Here is a 15,412-nt window from a genome sequence, read left to right as displayed (position 1 = left end):
GGATAATAAATAAAACACCATGCAAATTTTTAAAGATAAAGTCATCCTGATTACAGGGGCTAATAGAGGGATAGGAAAGTCACTGGTAAGTGCATTGCTCAATAACGGTGCAGGGAAGATATATGCAACCTGCCGGGATTTAAAAGATATGCCAGCATTCAACGATCATCGAATCGTACCGCTGCAACTAGACATTACCGATGTTAAACAAGTAGCAATGAGTGCGCTTGCAGCCCCAGATACTGAAATTCTGATTAACAATGCAGGAACCTTAAATCCAGGGAATATGCTACAAGGAGAAGTATTGGCGATGGAAAATGATCTGAAGGTAAATTATTTTGGAACAATAAACATGATGCGTGCATTTGCTCCAATTCTGATAAAGAATAGGCCATCTATCATGATCAACATTGTTTCGATTGCCGCCTATTCGCCTTTACCTTCTATTGCTGGGTACGCTGCTTCCAAAGCAGCACTTTATTCTGCTACACAATCGGTTCGAATTGAACTGGCTAAAAAGGATGTGACAGTATATGCTGTTAATCCGGGAGCAATTGATACCGATATGAACAAGGGAAGTGATTGGGATATGCCAGATCCAGATCGTATCGCAATAAAGATAGTAGAAAGTGTCGCAGCCGGAAACCTCGATATAGTCCCGGATGAAATGGGACAAGGTATGTATGCCGCATGGCGAGAAGAGCCTGCGAAATTATCAAAAATATTTTCTGATCTCTATCATCAAGAAAATTAGATGTTCACTATTGTTCGGCGCTATCGATGTTTATGAGTAGCGCCGAACAGTATGCTGACGATCAAAGAAGACGCTGTCTCCAAAGTCGATTTTACAATTCGGATCCAAATAAAATTTGAAACTTTATTACATTAAATGGAAAAGGACCAAGATCGCTTCGAAATGCAACGATTGACTATTCTTTTGATTTTAGGTATGGGATACGATATTGTTCATCAAATCTTTTCTTATCATCCCGATAGCTGCTGACGGCTCCAAATTTATGCATCATTTTAATATAGCACCATGCGAGATCTATCTGATAAGGCTTAAAGCCACTCCGCGCACTCTTTGGATATAAATGGTGGTTGTTGTGCCATTCGCCTGCTACAATGCCAGGCCATAACTGGTTTATGGATTTGTCTCTCTCATTGAAATCGATACCTTCACGTTGTTTGTCTTCACCTTTTGCATGCCCTTCATAGTTGAATGTGCGCACACCGACTGCCCAAAAGCCGGCGGCTCCAAAGAGTGTACAGGCAAGTGCGTGACCACCGATTAAATAAAAGGCGGCATACCAAAAAGCCCAGTTTAATATCCAGGATCCTATTGCATGAGAGGGATTGACATACGACCCCCACTTTTGATATTGCGCATAACTATTAGCTGTTACACCCGTGTGTCGCATAAGCAATTTGACGCGGTTATAGGAATTTTCCGTAAGGTTCTTAGCAATAGGCTGGTGATTTACATCGGCTAAAAAACAGTATAGAAAGCCAGCTTGGGCATTATAGGGATCACCCGGTTTATCGGATTTTGCGTGGTGAACATGATGTGAAATAACATATATTTCTTCGGGAATTACATTGATGGTCAAATTCTGCGTGAAAAAACGCCAGAAACCGTTGCGGAATTTAAATGCGCCGTGTGTCGCAAATCGATGATGCCATATCGTTCCATGGGTCCCCATAACGATCATACTGTACAGGAACGCGGCTAACACAGTCCACCAACTGAAATGGTAAACCAAAAAGATGATAAAAAAGGGGATGAGGCAAGCTACTTTTAACCAGCTAAAAAAGGGTAACCAATTTCGTTTATCCTTAAAAATATTAAGGCGTTTGAAGAATTCAGTGAAAATTTCTTTTTTGCTTGGCTTTACGAGATTTCCATCGGCGTCTTTCCATCCGTAGGTTGGAACTTGCAGAACATGGTCTAAAAAGGGCATTTGTGGTTGATGTAAATTATAATTTTTGCTAAAGGTATCATATTCCATGGTTAAAAAGTGTTAATGTTAAAAGTTTAACATATCCTTAAGATGTATCAAGCAATTCGAGAAGGATGAAATAGCTTGCTGGAAGCTATAATATTAATAAGCAAAGGCATCACGATTAATGCTTATTTTACCATAAAGTGATACGGAATTTAAAGGGAGTTTATAGCTATTCATCCGAATGAGGTCCCTATAAGGTCCGTATGAAGTCCCTATAAGGTCCCTGTTATTTTTAAAGTTTTAAGGGCCATATTCTAACACTTTTTATACTATTGTTCTTTAATGAATTTCATCTCAAACCCATTCTCTTTTCTTACGACTTGTTTCAGGTCAGGCGTAAATTGAAGTTCTATTCCAAGCCCCATTTTGAAGAGATCATTTCCAAGATAATCGAGCGCTACATTTTCTTGACTGGGGGCCTCTAAAATAAGCATACTGTCTTTCTGTACAAAGGTGAGCTTAAATGCGGGCGATATCTCGGCAGCATAGGTGCCCAAATAGCGCTCGATGTGTTCGATAGCCCGTTTTTTTACCTCATAAGGTTCTATGGCGGTAATATTTTCCATATTTTCTAAACGTGCCATCAATCCCCAGCCATAAAAATCATTGGATATTCCAATGAGCAATTGGTTTTCACCTTTTTTAAGTTTTAAGCGGGTATTCCCGTTCTGTACAGATATCCTTCCGTCGGGATACCTTTTCATATTCTGCCTAAAGATATTTTTGTCTGTGTAGGTAATCTGATCATTTAGGTAAAGCCATATTTCATCTGAGAATCCGAGCTGGAGATTAGCTAATGTAGGTTCTTGTGCTGTAATAATAGTTTTTAGCCATATTATCCGACGCTTTTCGGCACTACCGAAGCGTCTTGTAAGGTTTACCAATCCATACCGCTCGGTTGCTATTTTTTCCGTGAAGGCTTCGTCTTTCGGCAGGTCACGAAAAGTAGTTGGTTCTCGCCCTTCTTCCAAAGTCGTGGGTTGGGTTATCGACCAACTTCGGATATAATTGGCCTCATGTCGGGTCAGGTCCACACCTTCGGTTTGCGGTAGGTTCTCAATTTCATTAGGTTTAATCTCGATATTACTGATGTATGCATCGCCGTCGAAGGCAATGCTTCCAGTATTTTCTCGTCCCTCGAGTTTTGGTACGGTCAATCTCAAGCTGTTATTGACAAAAACCTGCATTTGCACACCTGATATGACGAGTTTAATATGATTCCATTCTTCTGTTTTAGCAGCCGCAGGTGCCTGATATTGGGGATAGATGTCCCACATGTTGACACCGTCTAAGATGGGACAGTACTGAATGCCTTCATTAGCGAATGGGTTGGCCATTTTAGGAACTCGGAGATAGACAATCTCCTGTTCTTTTTCATTTTTTCGATGAAAATAAATGGCGCTGGCGAACTCTGTTTTTGAAGGTATCACATCATACTCGATGGTTCCGTCTTTAAAAATTAAGTCTTTAATCACGACCGGACCAGATGCTGGAGCGATTTTCATTGCTTTACGACCTTTAAAGTTTAGAAAATCAACTTTTCCGTGCTGGAAGGACCATTGTTCTGCGTTTAATGGAATGCTCTTGCTTATTGATGCTTTGCTATTTTTTTCTTGAGTATAACTTTGTAATAGAATGACCCATATGAAGGCTAGTGTCAAAAATATCTTTTTCATGTTAATTAAATTTTTGATAAATTTAGCGGATAGACCTTATTTCAACTCGCTCAACCTTGCGGCAAGTTTATTCAAGTTTGTTCAAGCAGATTGTTTGTTTTTAAAATATTGATATATAATAAATTATGGTTAAGTTGAGTGATCCCGAATTGTTTCTGCATCTTAAGAATTCCATTGAAAATCAACTTGAATGGGGGGAAACAGCTCATTGGAGTACAGCTGATTTTGAAAAACTTTCGGACAAGATACAGGAGAAAACGGGAGTAATACTTAGTGTTTCTACGTTGAAGCGGATTTTTGGTAGGATTGATTACCAGAGCAAACCAGCCCTCACGACATTAAATACATTGGCGCGCTACGTTGATCATGAGGACTGGCGGGCTTTTCGGAATGCTTATGCACAGAAATATATACCGCAGGAGCAGGCATTGCATAAATCCGCTTTTGAACCAAAGGTGAAGAAAAGAAAACAGCACGGTCCTATATTTATTATCGCTATTTCATCTGTTTTCGTCCTTGTCTTGGTCGGACTTTTCGGTAATAGGTTTATTCCAAATAAGAAGCCTATTAATAATAGTGCCTTCCACTTCTCGTCCAAGACAATGCTAACAGAAGGCTTGCCAAATTCGGTCGTTTTTAATTACGATGCTTCTGCTGCAAATGAAAACGATTCGGTATTTATTGCACAAAGTTGGGACACCAGCCGTAAGATACAGGTGGATAGAAAGGGCAAACACCATTCTGCGATTTATTATTATCCAGGTTACTTTAGAGCTAAACTGATTATTGGGAATAAAATTGTTCGAGAACATGATATACAGATTAAAACCAATGGCTGGCTAGGATTAGTAGAAGCAGCCTCGGGAAAGGAGCCTTTGTATTTCAAAAAAACTGAAATCGTGTTACCCCATGAAACTGCCATTACTCAGGAATTATTGAATAGCTATAATGTCGACCTCCTCCCTGATGCTCCACTGGTAAGACTTTACAATCAAAAGGATATGACAGGAGTTATGACCGACAACTTTAGTTTTGAAACAGACATCAAAACAGGAGCGAGCAATAATGGTAATAATTGCCAGCGTGTGGAAGTACTCTTACAGGCTAAAAACGATATCATCATTGTACCTTTAGTAAATACAGCCTGTATCGGTGACATAGCTCTTACAGCTGGTGGCTTTTATACGGATAGCAAACAAGATGACCTCAGTGGATTTGGCTGCGATCTTTCCAAGTGGACCAAGCTTAAAATAGTTTGTAAAAATCAGCAGGTTAAATTTTGGATCAATGATAAACCTACATACACTACGATGATTAAAAATGCACCAACTGAAATAGTTGGTCTGCAATATCGTTTTAAAGGGGCAGGTTTTGTTAGAAATACCCGTTTAAGTGGGTCGGAGAGGAAGGATATTAGTTTTTGATAGGTAAACCAATTATGCATATGATGATACTAAAAAAGATATTTCCTTTTTTATTTTTCTTACCGCTAGCTTGCTTGGCTCAGCAAGAAAAAGGAAAGCCTTTCGAAATACAATTTGATATCTCGGGACTTTCCAATGGCGCAAAGCTTCAATTGAATAGCTTCCAGGAAGGTGGTCGGTCCTATGACGTCATACTTAAGGATGGAAAATGTGCCATAAAAGGAACTCTAGAGGAGCCTTCTTTATATGTACTAACGGCAAAGCCCAATTTGAGGGCAGTCATCTGGATTGAACCGGCTCGCATGAAGATATTAGGCGATAGTTTACATTTTTCGGATATAGCGGTGCTGAATTCCAGATCACAGGCTGATGCCATCCCAATCAATAGACAACTGGATCCCATGTGGAAAGGAGCAGCTGAGCTTGACCGAAAAATTGAAATTGAAACCGATTCGGTCCAACTGGTGGAGTTGAAAATAGCATCGGACCATTATTATCGGTCCATCAGACAGTTGAGAGTCCACAATATTTTTGATAAAACACCGTCTTATCCACTTATGCAGGAACTCTATTTCTTAAGGACATCATTGACAAGAGATTCCTTGCAGTTGGCTTTTGATAGGTTCCCTCAGAATATGAAAAAAAGTAGAACAGGACGGTTCTTAAAGGAATTTCTCCAAGCAAAGGAACTTAGAAGAGGGGATCTAGCTCCAGCTTTTATTGTCAAAGACCTTAATAATAATGATGTGAATTTGACTGATTTTCGGGGAAAGATTGTTGTTCTCGATTTTTGGGCTGCTTGGTGTGTGCCTTGTAGAAAAAGTAATAAGAAGCTACCGATGTTGTATGCTAAATATAAAAAACGAGGTCTAGAGATCCTATCTTTTAACCTAGACACAAATAGGGAGATTTGGAAGAAAGCAGCGGTCGAAGACGGCATATCCTGGACCAATGTGGGCGATCAGCAAGCGCTGAATAGCAAAACAGCAATTAACTATCGGGTGCAGGGATTACCAAAGGTTTATATCATTGATCGAAATGGTTTTATCATAGATACCGGAGGATCTGGGGTGGACCTAGAACGTACTATAGAAGAATCTCTCGATCCTTTGCTTTAAGATCCAGTATAAAAAATAGAGTAGGAGCAGAGGGGGAGGTTATGACCTTTCCTAAATGCAGGAAAGGTCTTTCTCCAATGACGTATGTTTTATTCTTCTGATGTGTTCTTTAGTTGCATTAAGAGCGTGTAGGCATTTTTGCTAACGATTTTCTTCCCTTCAAAATCGCGGTAATTCAATACCTTCACTAGTCCTTTTTGAGGCTCCTCAACTGCTATTTCCGCCAGGCGATAATTGCTGTTTCCTTCCGATATGAATACATAATTTTTTCCTTCAAAGTCTACGATACTTTCTTCAGGCAGAGCGTGCCCCAACGTAGCCGTTGTTTGTATTTCAGCATTCATGTATACACCAGGTATCATATTCTGATCATATTTGTCCAAATGACAATGCACATCTGTCATGCCGGAGGGATCGACATCTTTGCCGATCAAATGGATTTTTCCATTGTACTTTTTACTTGGGTTAGCATTGGAGTACGCCAATAGAAGCTGTCCAGGGCGAAGCTGTTCAAGATCCTTTTCATAGACTTTGAGGTTCAGATGGATATCCGTTGGATTGATCAATTCGAAGAGGATATCTGAAGGATTCACATATTTCCCGATGTTGACATTAACCTTGCTCACATAGCCATCTATAGTGCTGTATACGGGAGCACTTTTTCGAATATTTTCAGCAGAAACTGTACTGGGCTGAATATGTATGAGCTCTAGCTGTTTTGCAATGGCATTCATTATAATCTGTTGACTGTTCATTTCGGCCTGAGCTTGCTGCATTACTTTATCGCTACTCGCCTGATTCTGGTTGAGTTCCTTTTGACGTCTGAAGTCAAGCTGGGCAAAATGTAACTTTGATTGGGCCGAGAGATAATCTTGCTGAAGCTGCACAAACTGTGGATTTTCCACAACTGCTATAACATCTCCTTTTGAAACCTTCATACCAGGAAGCAGCTTGGTACTTTTTAAGTATCCTCCTAAAGGAATGCTTACCGACACGAAGTTTTGAGGCGGAACATCTATTTTTCCATTGACTTTTAAGATGTTGGTTATCGGTTCGTCCGCAAGCGTTACTATTTCTAAATGCACATTTCGCAACTGGGCATCTGTTAGCGAAACCAGGTTTTCGTCTTTGGGGCCTGGTGGCGTGGAGGCTGCACTTTCCATATTTCGATGGCAGGAAATACAGAGTACAGCCAACACATAAACCATATAGTGGGATAAAAGATTTTTCGTTTTCATTTTTATCGATTTATCATAATGTAATGAAGCAGAATGGCATTTTCATTGAGCTGCCACAACGCATCCGTATAATTACTTTTCAGTAGGATTGCTTGGTTGACCAAAGTGACAAATTCGAGATAATCTATGGCGCCGTTTGAGAATTTTTTCTGTACAGTTTCAAAGACTATTTCAGCATTCTTGAGTCCTTCGGTTTCATATTGATCGACAATATCGAGACTGGTCTGATAGCGTTGAGAAAGCTCTTGTACTCTTTTTTTAAGCTCAAATTGTGCATTTTGCAATTCGTCGCTGGCGATGGTTTCCGCTAGACGTGCAGTCTCGATCCGAGCTCTCTGTCCTTTGGAAAATACCGGTACGGCAACACCTAACTGTACAGAATGGAATCGCGGACTTGCGTCGTAGGTCCTGTTATCTGGACCGGTACCTTTAAAACTATTTAGATTATAGCCTAATAGCAACTCGGGGAGCAATTTAGATTTTTCAACCCTTGTTGCTTGTTCCGAGACTATTTTTTCTTGTTCCAATACCTTGAGCAAAGGATGATCGGCTATTGATAACTGACGAAATTCGATCTTTTCCATAGAACTTAGGGTGTAGGTCTCTTCCGTATTTAGCAGCCACTGGAATTGCAATTGAAGTCCCTTTATCTCATCACGTACCTGTCTCAATTGGATCGTGATAGCTGCTTTTTGATTCTTCGCGGTTACACTTTCAAGGGCATCACTTTCACCTGCTTTTTGACGTAGAATGGTTTTGTCGAGAAAGCTGCTATACAATGACAGTGCTTTAGTCAAAAGCTGTTCCTTTTGTTGCCAATACAGTATGTTGTAATAGGTAAGACTGACAGCCTTTTTAAGCTCAAACTCTTTGAGAGAGACTTGTAGTTGACTTCTTTTCCATTCTTCGGTATAGCGGGCCCGTTGCCTTTTGTAGACCGCAGGAAAACCAAAACGTTGACTGATACTGACCTTTGTATCCTGATAGGCGCTATTGATCTGGCCATAATCCAAACTGATATCCATCTGCGGAATATCGGCAGTGGATGACCCTATTAGCGCTTTGGCATAGGCAGCTCTTAGTTTTTCAATTTTTATGTTACGGTTGTTTTGGAGAGCGAGTTCAATAGATTGATCCAAAGTAACCACAGTCTGTGCTGTTGAATTGTTTGTTGTTAAAAAAATAAATGCAATCAAAAGAGGTGCAACATGTCGTCCTTTTAATTTATTGAGTTTAAATCCCCGTTCTATAGTTACATAAAGCAAAGGGAGAACGAATAATGTTAATAACGTTGCTATAAGCAGGCCACCAATGACAACAGTTGCCAATGGGCGTTGTACCTCAGCTCCAGCGCCATTGCTCAGTGCCATGGGGATAAACCCCAGTGAGGCAACCGATGCGGTCATCAAAACGGGGCGCAAACGATTTTCTCCGCCATCGACAACAATGCGTACAATATTGCGGATGCCACTTTTTTGAAGCCTGTTAAATTCGGAGATCAATACGATACCATTGAGGACAGCCACGCCAAATAAGGCTATAAATCCAACCCCGGCACTGATACTAAAAGGCATTCCCCTTAGTGCCAACAGGAAAACCCCACCTATAATCGATAATGGGATGGCACTATAGATCAATAAACTTTCTTTAACAGATTTAAACGCAAGGAATAGAAGTATAAAGATTAAGGCTAAAGCAATAGGGACAGCAATCAGGAGGCGTTGTTTGGCATTATTGAGATTTTCAAAAGAACCGCCATATTTGATGGAGTATCCTGTTGGAAGTTTGATTTCCTTATCAATTTTAGCTTGTAGTTCATGGACGATACTTTGTACGTCGCGGTCTTTGATATTAAATCCGACGACAATCCGGCGTTGTGCATTTTCACGTTGGATCTGATTTGGCCCTTGCTCAATGGCCACACGTGCCAATTGGGAAAGTGGAATTTGGTTGCCCGTAGGCGTGGGGATTAAAAGGTTACGGATATCGGTAATATTCTTTCGGTCCTTGGCGGCTAGGCGGACGACCATGTCAAAGCGTTTCTCTCCTTCGAATACCAGACCTGTACTCTGTCCAGCAAAAGCAGCATTTATGGTTCTATTTACGTCAGTAATGGAGAGTCGATGCTGGGCGATCATTGGACGGTTATAGGTTATGACGACTTGTGGAAGTCCGCCAATAGGTTCGACGTAAAGATTTTGGGCTCCTTGGACCGTTTCAATGATTTTACCTATTTGCTGTGCATGTAAGGCCAGAGAATCGAGGTTGTCTCCAAATATTTTGAGGACAACATCTTGCCGCGCCCCCGTCATCAGTTCGTTGAACCGCATTTGGACGGGGTACTGAAAGCCGGCCGTAATACCGGGTACATCCGTCAAGGCGATACTCATTTTTGAAGCAAGTTCTGGAAATGTATGGGCCGAAGTCCATTCTTTTTTGTCTTTTAGGATAACCATCATGTCTGATGCTTCCATTGGCATAGGATCGGTTGGCACCTCGCCGCTGCCAATTTTGGTGACTACTTTTTCGACCTCAGGAAATCTGCTTTTCAGAATATGGGCAGCCTTTTGAGTGCTTTCAATGGTCGTAGTCAGGTTACTGCCCGGAAGAACCCGCGTGTCGACTGCAAAATCTCCTTCTTCAAGTGAAGGAATAAATTCCCCGCCGAGGTGACTTAGTGTAACTACGGCAAGTATAAAAAGCGAGATAACCAATGCAAGAATAGTCTTTGGAAGTCGGAGTACTTTGAGTAATACATGGACATAAAATTTTTCAAGTCTTTTCATCAGCCGATCCGAAAGAGAAGGTTTGCTATTTCTCGCACGAAGTAATATTGAACTCATCATCGGTATATAGGTGAGCGATAAAAGGAACGCGCCTAATAAAGCAAATGCAACTGTTTCGGCCATGGGTTTGAACATTTTACCTTCGATTCCTTCCAATGTTAAGATGGGGAGGTAAACGATCAGGATAATGATCTGTCCAAAAACAGCACTGTTCATCATACGACCGGCTGATGCTGTCACCATATCATCCATTTCAGAAGCGGGCACCTTGAGCAATTCTTTGAATCGTTGCTGCTGCATAAGCTGATGCATCACAGACTCGACAATAATGACAGCCCCATCAATGATTAATCCGAAATCGAGTGCACCGAGACTCATCAGGTTACCACTCACTCCAAAGAGGTTCATCATGCAGATTGCAAATAGCATGGCTAAGGGAATGACGGAGGCCACGAGCAATCCAGCCCGTATATTGCCTAGGAAGAGTACTAGTACAAAGACGACAATTAATGCTCCTTCCAAGAGATTTGTCTGCACCGTACTGATGGCATTATTGACCATTTTGGTACGATCAAGAAAAGGTTCAATAAGGACACCTTTAGGCAATGTTTTTCGGATTTCCTCTACTTTGGCCTTTACATCTGCAATGACTTGGCTGCTATTGGCGCCTTTTAGCATCATCACGACGGCTCCAGCAACTTCACCATTGTCGTTGTAGGTCATCGCGCCATAGCGGGTTGCATAGCCAGGTTGTACTTGAGCAATGTCCCGAATGAAAATCGGTAGGTCGTTATGCTTACCCGCAATCGCAATATTTTGGATGTCGTCAATGTTGCCGACCAGTCCTTCGCTTCGGATATAAAGGACTGTTGGTCCTTTCTCAATGTATGCGCCGCCGGTGTTTTGGTTATTGGCATTTAGTGCGTCAAAGACATCGTTGATTGTAATCCCATAGGCATTGAGTCTGTCAGGGCTGACAGCGATCTCATATTGTTTCAGCTTTCCTCCGAAACTACTGACTTCAGCTACGCCTTTGACGCCTAGCAGCTGCCTTCTGACAATCCAATCTTGGATAGTACGCAGTTCGGTTACATTATACTTGTGCTCGTATCCCGGCTGGGGTCGAACGACATATTGATAAATTTCTCCAAGACCTGTAGAAATAGGGCCCAGCTGGGGAGAACCTATGCCTGGAGGAATTTCTTGCTGTACCTGTTGCAGACGTTCAGCGACTTGTTGCCGGGCCCAATAGACATCAATGTTGTCATCGAAGACAATGGTTACAAGGGATAGCCCAAATCGCGAAAAACTCCGGATTTCCTGTAATCCAGAAATATTACTGTTGACCTGTTCGATTGGAAAGGTGATTAATCGTTCAATATCCGTTGCACCAAAAGAAGGGGCAATAGTGATGACCTGCACCTGATTGTTGGTAATATCAGGTACAGCATCAATAGGAAGTTTGGTCACCTGATATGTGCCTATCCCGATTAATGCCAACATCAGTAGTGCTACAATGAGTTTGTTCTTTACAGAGAACTCAATGATTTTCGTAAGCATAATAAATAGATTCTGTTAAATCGTAAAATAATAGCGGAAGACTTCAGCCAAGCGTAGAATCGCAGCGATAAAAAAGGATGGAATTGTGACATGACAAAACTTAAACTTTTACTGACGTGAAAGTTATGGTCGGGTGGAAGTCTTCAACCGAAATAATAAGAAGTATGATGTATTAACAGAATTTGGGCGGCTGCCAAATGGAAGTTATGAATGTATCCTCTATAAACTGATCATTCCAAACAGCGGTATTGTTATTTTTTTCGGGTAAGGATCTATTTTTAATTTTGATAGCAGCAATTTGGGGGCACACAAAAACAGCGTTGTATGAGGTTGTATGCATCATAAAGGGAAGTTTTTGATCTTTCTCATAGTCATCGTCATGTGGGTGATTCTCTAGGTGGTACCCATTGTAGTGTACGTTCAGAAAATCGACGACAGAGAGGCTTGGATTTTTTACTTTGTGCTCAAAATAATGCTCAATCAACAACGGAAATCTCAATAATTGTGAAATTTCGGTTGCCGACGCGATGTAAATCGTCAAGAAGCATATAGCCAGCAGCTTTTTCATCCTAAACAAAGCTATAAAAAAATACCATCCACTGTCGATTACTTCCAAAAGTTTTTTGACTTTTTTTTTCGGGATTCCACATTTTTAACTGGAAAGGTACAGCGAACAACATCCAGCGAGCGATTTATGGAAGCTGATCGAGAAGAAATTCGAAAGTATACTTCGGTTTATATCCAAGTAATTGCATTGCTTTATCACTGCGGTACACTCTATCTATCGATGCAGGGAAACTCCAGCCTTTCTGTCGGTATATTTCAATTGCTTTTGGAACACGTGTAGCAATAACATTCAATGGATTGAATTTTAGTTCAATTAGATCTTCAATTTCAAAAGGTGAACCGCTCGAAATATTAAAAATCTGAAACGATGTGAAGTCGGTCTCAATACCGAGTCGAAGGGCTTCAGCGCCATCTCTTTGATCCAGTCCCCGATACAAACGATGGTTTAGCATGAGGTTATCGGGTTCTGGAAGAAATCTGCCAACTCGATAAACGCTGGTCATGAGCTGTTCTTTTTCGAAAAAGTCTCTACAGAGCTCTTCACAGGCCTGTTTAGTAATGTCATAAATATCACGGGGTTGTATTGTAAGTTCTTCTGTTACCCATACCGCTTTTTCCGAATCGACAAGAGCCTTTCCGTATATGGAGGTTGTAGAGGTAAAAAGAAAACGTTTTACTCCGTTCTTTACACAGGCATTTAACAGATTTAATGTTCCTGTTATATTGGTATCTATAAAACTTTGCCGGCTATAATTCAAATCCATATGTCTACCATGCAGTGCTGCCGTATGAACAATGGCATCATAATTACGTGCGAATTCAACCACTGCCTCAGTTTGCTGTATATCTAAAAAATGTTCGGTGGTGTCACTTGCTAATAAATCAATTCCTGTAACATTATGCCCTGCCCGACGGAGATTCCGAACTGTTATACTTCCCAATTTCCCCGAAGATCCTGTTACCAATATGCGCATATAGACAAAATAAAGCAAAATTTGCAGGTTTTGGTATTCCATTAATAAAAAAGAGCTGAAAGATGAAACATTAAAATATTAATCAAACTTTTCAACGTTCTGCAGCGTTTTATTGAAAAACAAATAAAATGATTGCTGAACCTTAAAAAATTGACTAACCTGTGAACGATATGTGCTAAAGCATAGTCACAGCCATAACAGGTTGCTTAAGGCTAGGTATAAATTTTATAATTCTTTTAACGTATTTGTTGATCAAAATTTATTTCGAATGACTAAAAATACCCCACAAAAGGTAAATGACCATCTTGCTAATGAACGAACTTTCCTTGCTTGGATCCGGACGAGCCTAGGGATTATGGGATTCGGTTTTGTGGTTGTTAAATTTTCATTATTTATTCGTCAGATTGAGCTCATTTTAAAAAAAGATGTAGTTGCAGGCTCACAGCATGAACATTCTGGCGCTGTTGGCGTTTCCATTGTAGTCATAGGTGCATTGACAGTTATTGTCGCTTTCTTTAAATATCGTAAAACGAACAAACAAATTGAAGCGGAAAACTTTACTCAAACTTCAAATAGCATCTCGATTGTGGCTGTGTTAATTTTTGTCATAGGTATTATTCTGAGCTGGTATCTTATCGATGGTCTTTAAGGAGAAAGCGTTAGATCTAGTTCGCGCTGGAATGATTATTCACGCTAACTAGATCTAAATTGACCGTGCATTCGCTATTTACGGGTACGGGCAAAATATATTATTGCGATGTACACTGCGCGACCGTTATTTGCTTTATTGCGCTACGTTTTTCTAGAAACTGTCGTAGGGCGATCATCAAAAAAGCAAGAAAACCAAAGCCCATCGTAAGCCATGGCGAAAATTCTACACCTTTCGAAACGATAATCCAGCCACCTACGGTAGTTCCCAAGGTTACCCCAAGATTGCCAAATGAAGTCGCTAGACTATTGGCAAATTCTAGCGCCTCGGGTGCAGAGGAAATCATATAGGTAGATGCGTTTAAGAAGCTAGGAGAATAAAGAAATCCCCACAAGGCAATCGTACAGACCGTGGCGAATAGATTGCCATCGGAAAAATACAGTAGTAAGGGGATAATAAGTGTACCCGATAAGAAAAAGGCCGTGGTAAACGTAATATTTCGGTTGAGCATTTTCCCTGCAACCCAGTTAGCAATGACTCCGATAATACCAAATACAAATAACATATAACTAACCATGGTACTGTCCATATTCTTTGCTTTGTTTAAATACTCGGCGAAGTAACTATAGGTAGAAAACCAAGCTGATACCATAAAGAAATTCATGGCGGTGCTGACCAAAAAGATGGGCTTGGTTAATATTTTCATTTGACTTCCATAGGTTTTTTTTTTCTTTCACGGGCAACGGAGGAATGGTAAGATAGATCGCCAATAGCGCGATTATACTGACAACTGCCTGTATTGTGAAAGAATATGTCCAGGAAGAGAGACTGGCAATGTAGGTGGCGAAGGGGACGGTTGTTACCATGGCTATCGCAACACCACTGAAAACAATACTCATAAGCTCATTTTCATTTTGTTTCCCCCCTTTTAAAATGGCGACAGACAATGCTGTTGCAATATAGACAGGTTGGAGAAAGGCCGGAAGAATTCTTACAATAAGCAGTAACCAAAAAGGAGGGGATAATGAAGAGACAATCGCTGTGACTAAGAAAATAGCGATGGCAGTTAACATGACTTTCTTGCGGTCGAATCCCGAAGCGAGTAATGTCATAAATGGCCCAGTTATCGCAATGATCAAAGCAAAAGCACTCAATAAATAACCTGCTTTATCGATACTGATATGATAATGATCGGCTAGTTGCGGTAAGATGCCAATAATGCCAAATTCTGTTGTGATTACTGCGAGAAAACCCAAAGCGCCTATATATGCGTATTTTTTCATAAATAAAAACTGTTGTGTATGATTAATTATACGAGCAAATGTAAAGGCAAATACTTGCTTCTGGGTGTCAAGCAGCTATTTGTGTGTTACTAACAAATTTGTAAGTAATGGAAAAAGAAATTGTTATATTG

Annotated in this window: 12 protein-coding genes; 4 read left to right on the top strand and 8 right to left on the bottom strand. The window is 40.6% G+C overall.

Features of this window, described 5'->3' with window-relative positions; translation table 11 throughout:
* Nucleotides 1-19 precede the first annotated feature (19 nt).
* Complete coding sequence (locus tag AAH582_RS18625; protein ID WP_343319541.1) at nucleotides 20-754, top strand: SDR family NAD(P)-dependent oxidoreductase; 735 nt, start codon at nucleotides 20-22, stop codon at nucleotides 752-754.
* Between the two features lie 175 nt (nucleotides 755-929).
* Here AAH582_RS18625 and AAH582_RS18620 read toward each other — a convergent pair whose 3' ends face one another.
* Nucleotides 930-2,009 (bottom strand): fatty acid desaturase, encoded by a 1,080-nt coding sequence (locus AAH582_RS18620; protein WP_236560257.1) that lies wholly within the window; start codon nucleotides 2,007-2,009, stop codon nucleotides 930-932.
* A gap of 266 nt (nucleotides 2,010-2,275) precedes the next feature.
* Nucleotides 2,276-3,682 (bottom strand): hypothetical protein, encoded by a 1,407-nt coding sequence (locus tag AAH582_RS18615; protein ID WP_343319538.1) that lies wholly within the window; start codon nucleotides 3,680-3,682, stop codon nucleotides 2,276-2,278.
* Between the two features lie 125 nt (nucleotides 3,683-3,807).
* On the opposite strand from AAH582_RS18615, the gene AAH582_RS18610 reads away from it, so the two are divergent.
* Nucleotides 3,808-5,106, top strand: a complete 1,299-nt coding sequence (locus AAH582_RS18610) for a hypothetical protein (protein WP_070566861.1) — start codon at nucleotides 3,808-3,810, stop codon at nucleotides 5,104-5,106.
* A 20-nt stretch (nucleotides 5,107-5,126) separates the two neighbouring features.
* Complete coding sequence (locus tag AAH582_RS18605; RefSeq protein ID WP_172462472.1) at nucleotides 5,127-6,224, top strand: TlpA disulfide reductase family protein; 1,098 nt, start codon at nucleotides 5,127-5,129, stop codon at nucleotides 6,222-6,224.
* A gap of 89 nt (nucleotides 6,225-6,313) precedes the next feature.
* Here AAH582_RS18605 and AAH582_RS18600 read toward each other — a convergent pair whose 3' ends face one another.
* The 4 genes from AAH582_RS18600 to AAH582_RS18585 form a co-directional block, all read right to left on the bottom strand.
* Nucleotides 6,314-7,462, bottom strand: coding sequence for an efflux RND transporter periplasmic adaptor subunit (locus AAH582_RS18600; protein ID WP_343319533.1), 1,149 nt, complete (start codon nucleotides 7,460-7,462; stop codon nucleotides 6,314-6,316).
* Nucleotides 7,463-7,464: 2 nt separating this feature from the next.
* Entirely contained in the window at nucleotides 7,465-11,808 is a 4,344-nt protein-coding gene (locus AAH582_RS18595) for a CusA/CzcA family heavy metal efflux RND transporter (RefSeq protein ID WP_343319531.1), read from the bottom strand.
* 172 nt (nucleotides 11,809-11,980) lie between these two features.
* Nucleotides 11,981-12,376: a hypothetical protein gene (locus AAH582_RS18590; protein ID WP_343319529.1), complete on the bottom strand. Its 396-nt coding sequence runs from the start codon at nucleotides 12,374-12,376 to the stop codon at nucleotides 11,981-11,983.
* 124 nt (nucleotides 12,377-12,500) lie between these two features.
* Entirely contained in the window at nucleotides 12,501-13,349 is an 849-nt protein-coding gene (locus AAH582_RS18585; RefSeq protein ID WP_343319527.1) for an NAD-dependent epimerase/dehydratase family protein, read from the bottom strand.
* A 268-nt stretch (nucleotides 13,350-13,617) separates the two neighbouring features.
* On the opposite strand from AAH582_RS18585, the gene AAH582_RS18580 reads away from it, so the two are divergent.
* Nucleotides 13,618-13,998, top strand: a complete 381-nt coding sequence (locus AAH582_RS18580) for a YidH family protein (RefSeq protein ID WP_343319525.1) — start codon at nucleotides 13,618-13,620, stop codon at nucleotides 13,996-13,998.
* A gap of 100 nt (nucleotides 13,999-14,098) precedes the next feature.
* Here the strand turns inward: AAH582_RS18580 and AAH582_RS18575 are convergent, their stop codons facing one another.
* A complete protein-coding gene (locus AAH582_RS18575) occupies nucleotides 14,099-14,650 on the bottom strand; it encodes an MFS transporter (RefSeq protein WP_343322368.1) in 552 nt (183 codons plus the stop codon).
* Nucleotides 14,622-15,281: an MFS transporter gene (locus tag AAH582_RS18570; protein WP_343319523.1), complete on the bottom strand. Its 660-nt coding sequence runs from the start codon at nucleotides 15,279-15,281 to the stop codon at nucleotides 14,622-14,624. The genes AAH582_RS18575 and AAH582_RS18570 overlap by 29 nt, the downstream gene beginning before the upstream one ends.
* Nucleotides 15,282-15,412 lie beyond the last annotated feature (131 nt).

This window comes from Sphingobacterium multivorum (assembly GCF_039511225.1).
Classification (GTDB): Bacteria; Bacteroidota; Bacteroidia; order Sphingobacteriales; family Sphingobacteriaceae; genus Sphingobacterium.
This window is presented reverse-complemented; position numbering and strand designations above follow the sequence as displayed.

What these genes read in the sequence shown, in the direction of transcription:
- AAH582_RS18625 (WP_343319541.1), top strand. Translation starts at nt 20, where the DNA reads ATGCAAATTTTTAAAGATAAAGTCATCCTGATTACAGGGGCTAATAGA.
- AAH582_RS18620 (WP_236560257.1), bottom strand. Translation starts at nt 2,009, where the DNA reads ATGGAATATGATACCTTTAGCAAAAATTATAATTTACATCAACCACAA.
- AAH582_RS18615 (WP_343319538.1), bottom strand. Translation starts at nt 3,682, where the DNA reads ATGAAAAAGATATTTTTGACACTAGCCTTCATATGGGTCATTCTATTA.
- AAH582_RS18610 (WP_070566861.1), top strand. Translation starts at nt 3,808, where the DNA reads ATGGTTAAGTTGAGTGATCCCGAATTGTTTCTGCATCTTAAGAATTCC.
- AAH582_RS18605 (WP_172462472.1), top strand. Translation starts at nt 5,127, where the DNA reads ATGATGATACTAAAAAAGATATTTCCTTTTTTATTTTTCTTACCGCTA.
- AAH582_RS18600 (WP_343319533.1), bottom strand. Translation starts at nt 7,462, where the DNA reads ATGAAAACGAAAAATCTTTTATCCCACTATATGGTTTATGTGTTGGCT.
- AAH582_RS18595 (WP_343319531.1), bottom strand. Translation starts at nt 11,808, where the DNA reads ATGCTTACGAAAATCATTGAGTTCTCTGTAAAGAACAAACTCATTGTA.
- AAH582_RS18590 (WP_343319529.1), bottom strand. Translation starts at nt 12,376, where the DNA reads ATGAAAAAGCTGCTGGCTATATGCTTCTTGACGATTTACATCGCGTCG.
- AAH582_RS18585 (WP_343319527.1), bottom strand. Translation starts at nt 13,349, where the DNA reads ATGCGCATATTGGTAACAGGATCTTCGGGGAAATTGGGAAGTATAACA.
- AAH582_RS18580 (WP_343319525.1), top strand. Translation starts at nt 13,618, where the DNA reads ATGACTAAAAATACCCCACAAAAGGTAAATGACCATCTTGCTAATGAA.
- AAH582_RS18575 (WP_343322368.1), bottom strand. Translation starts at nt 14,650, where the DNA reads ATGGTATCAGCTTGGTTTTCTACCTATAGTTACTTCGCCGAGTATTTA.
- AAH582_RS18570 (WP_343319523.1), bottom strand. Translation starts at nt 15,281, where the DNA reads ATGAAAAAATACGCATATATAGGCGCTTTGGGTTTTCTCGCAGTAATC.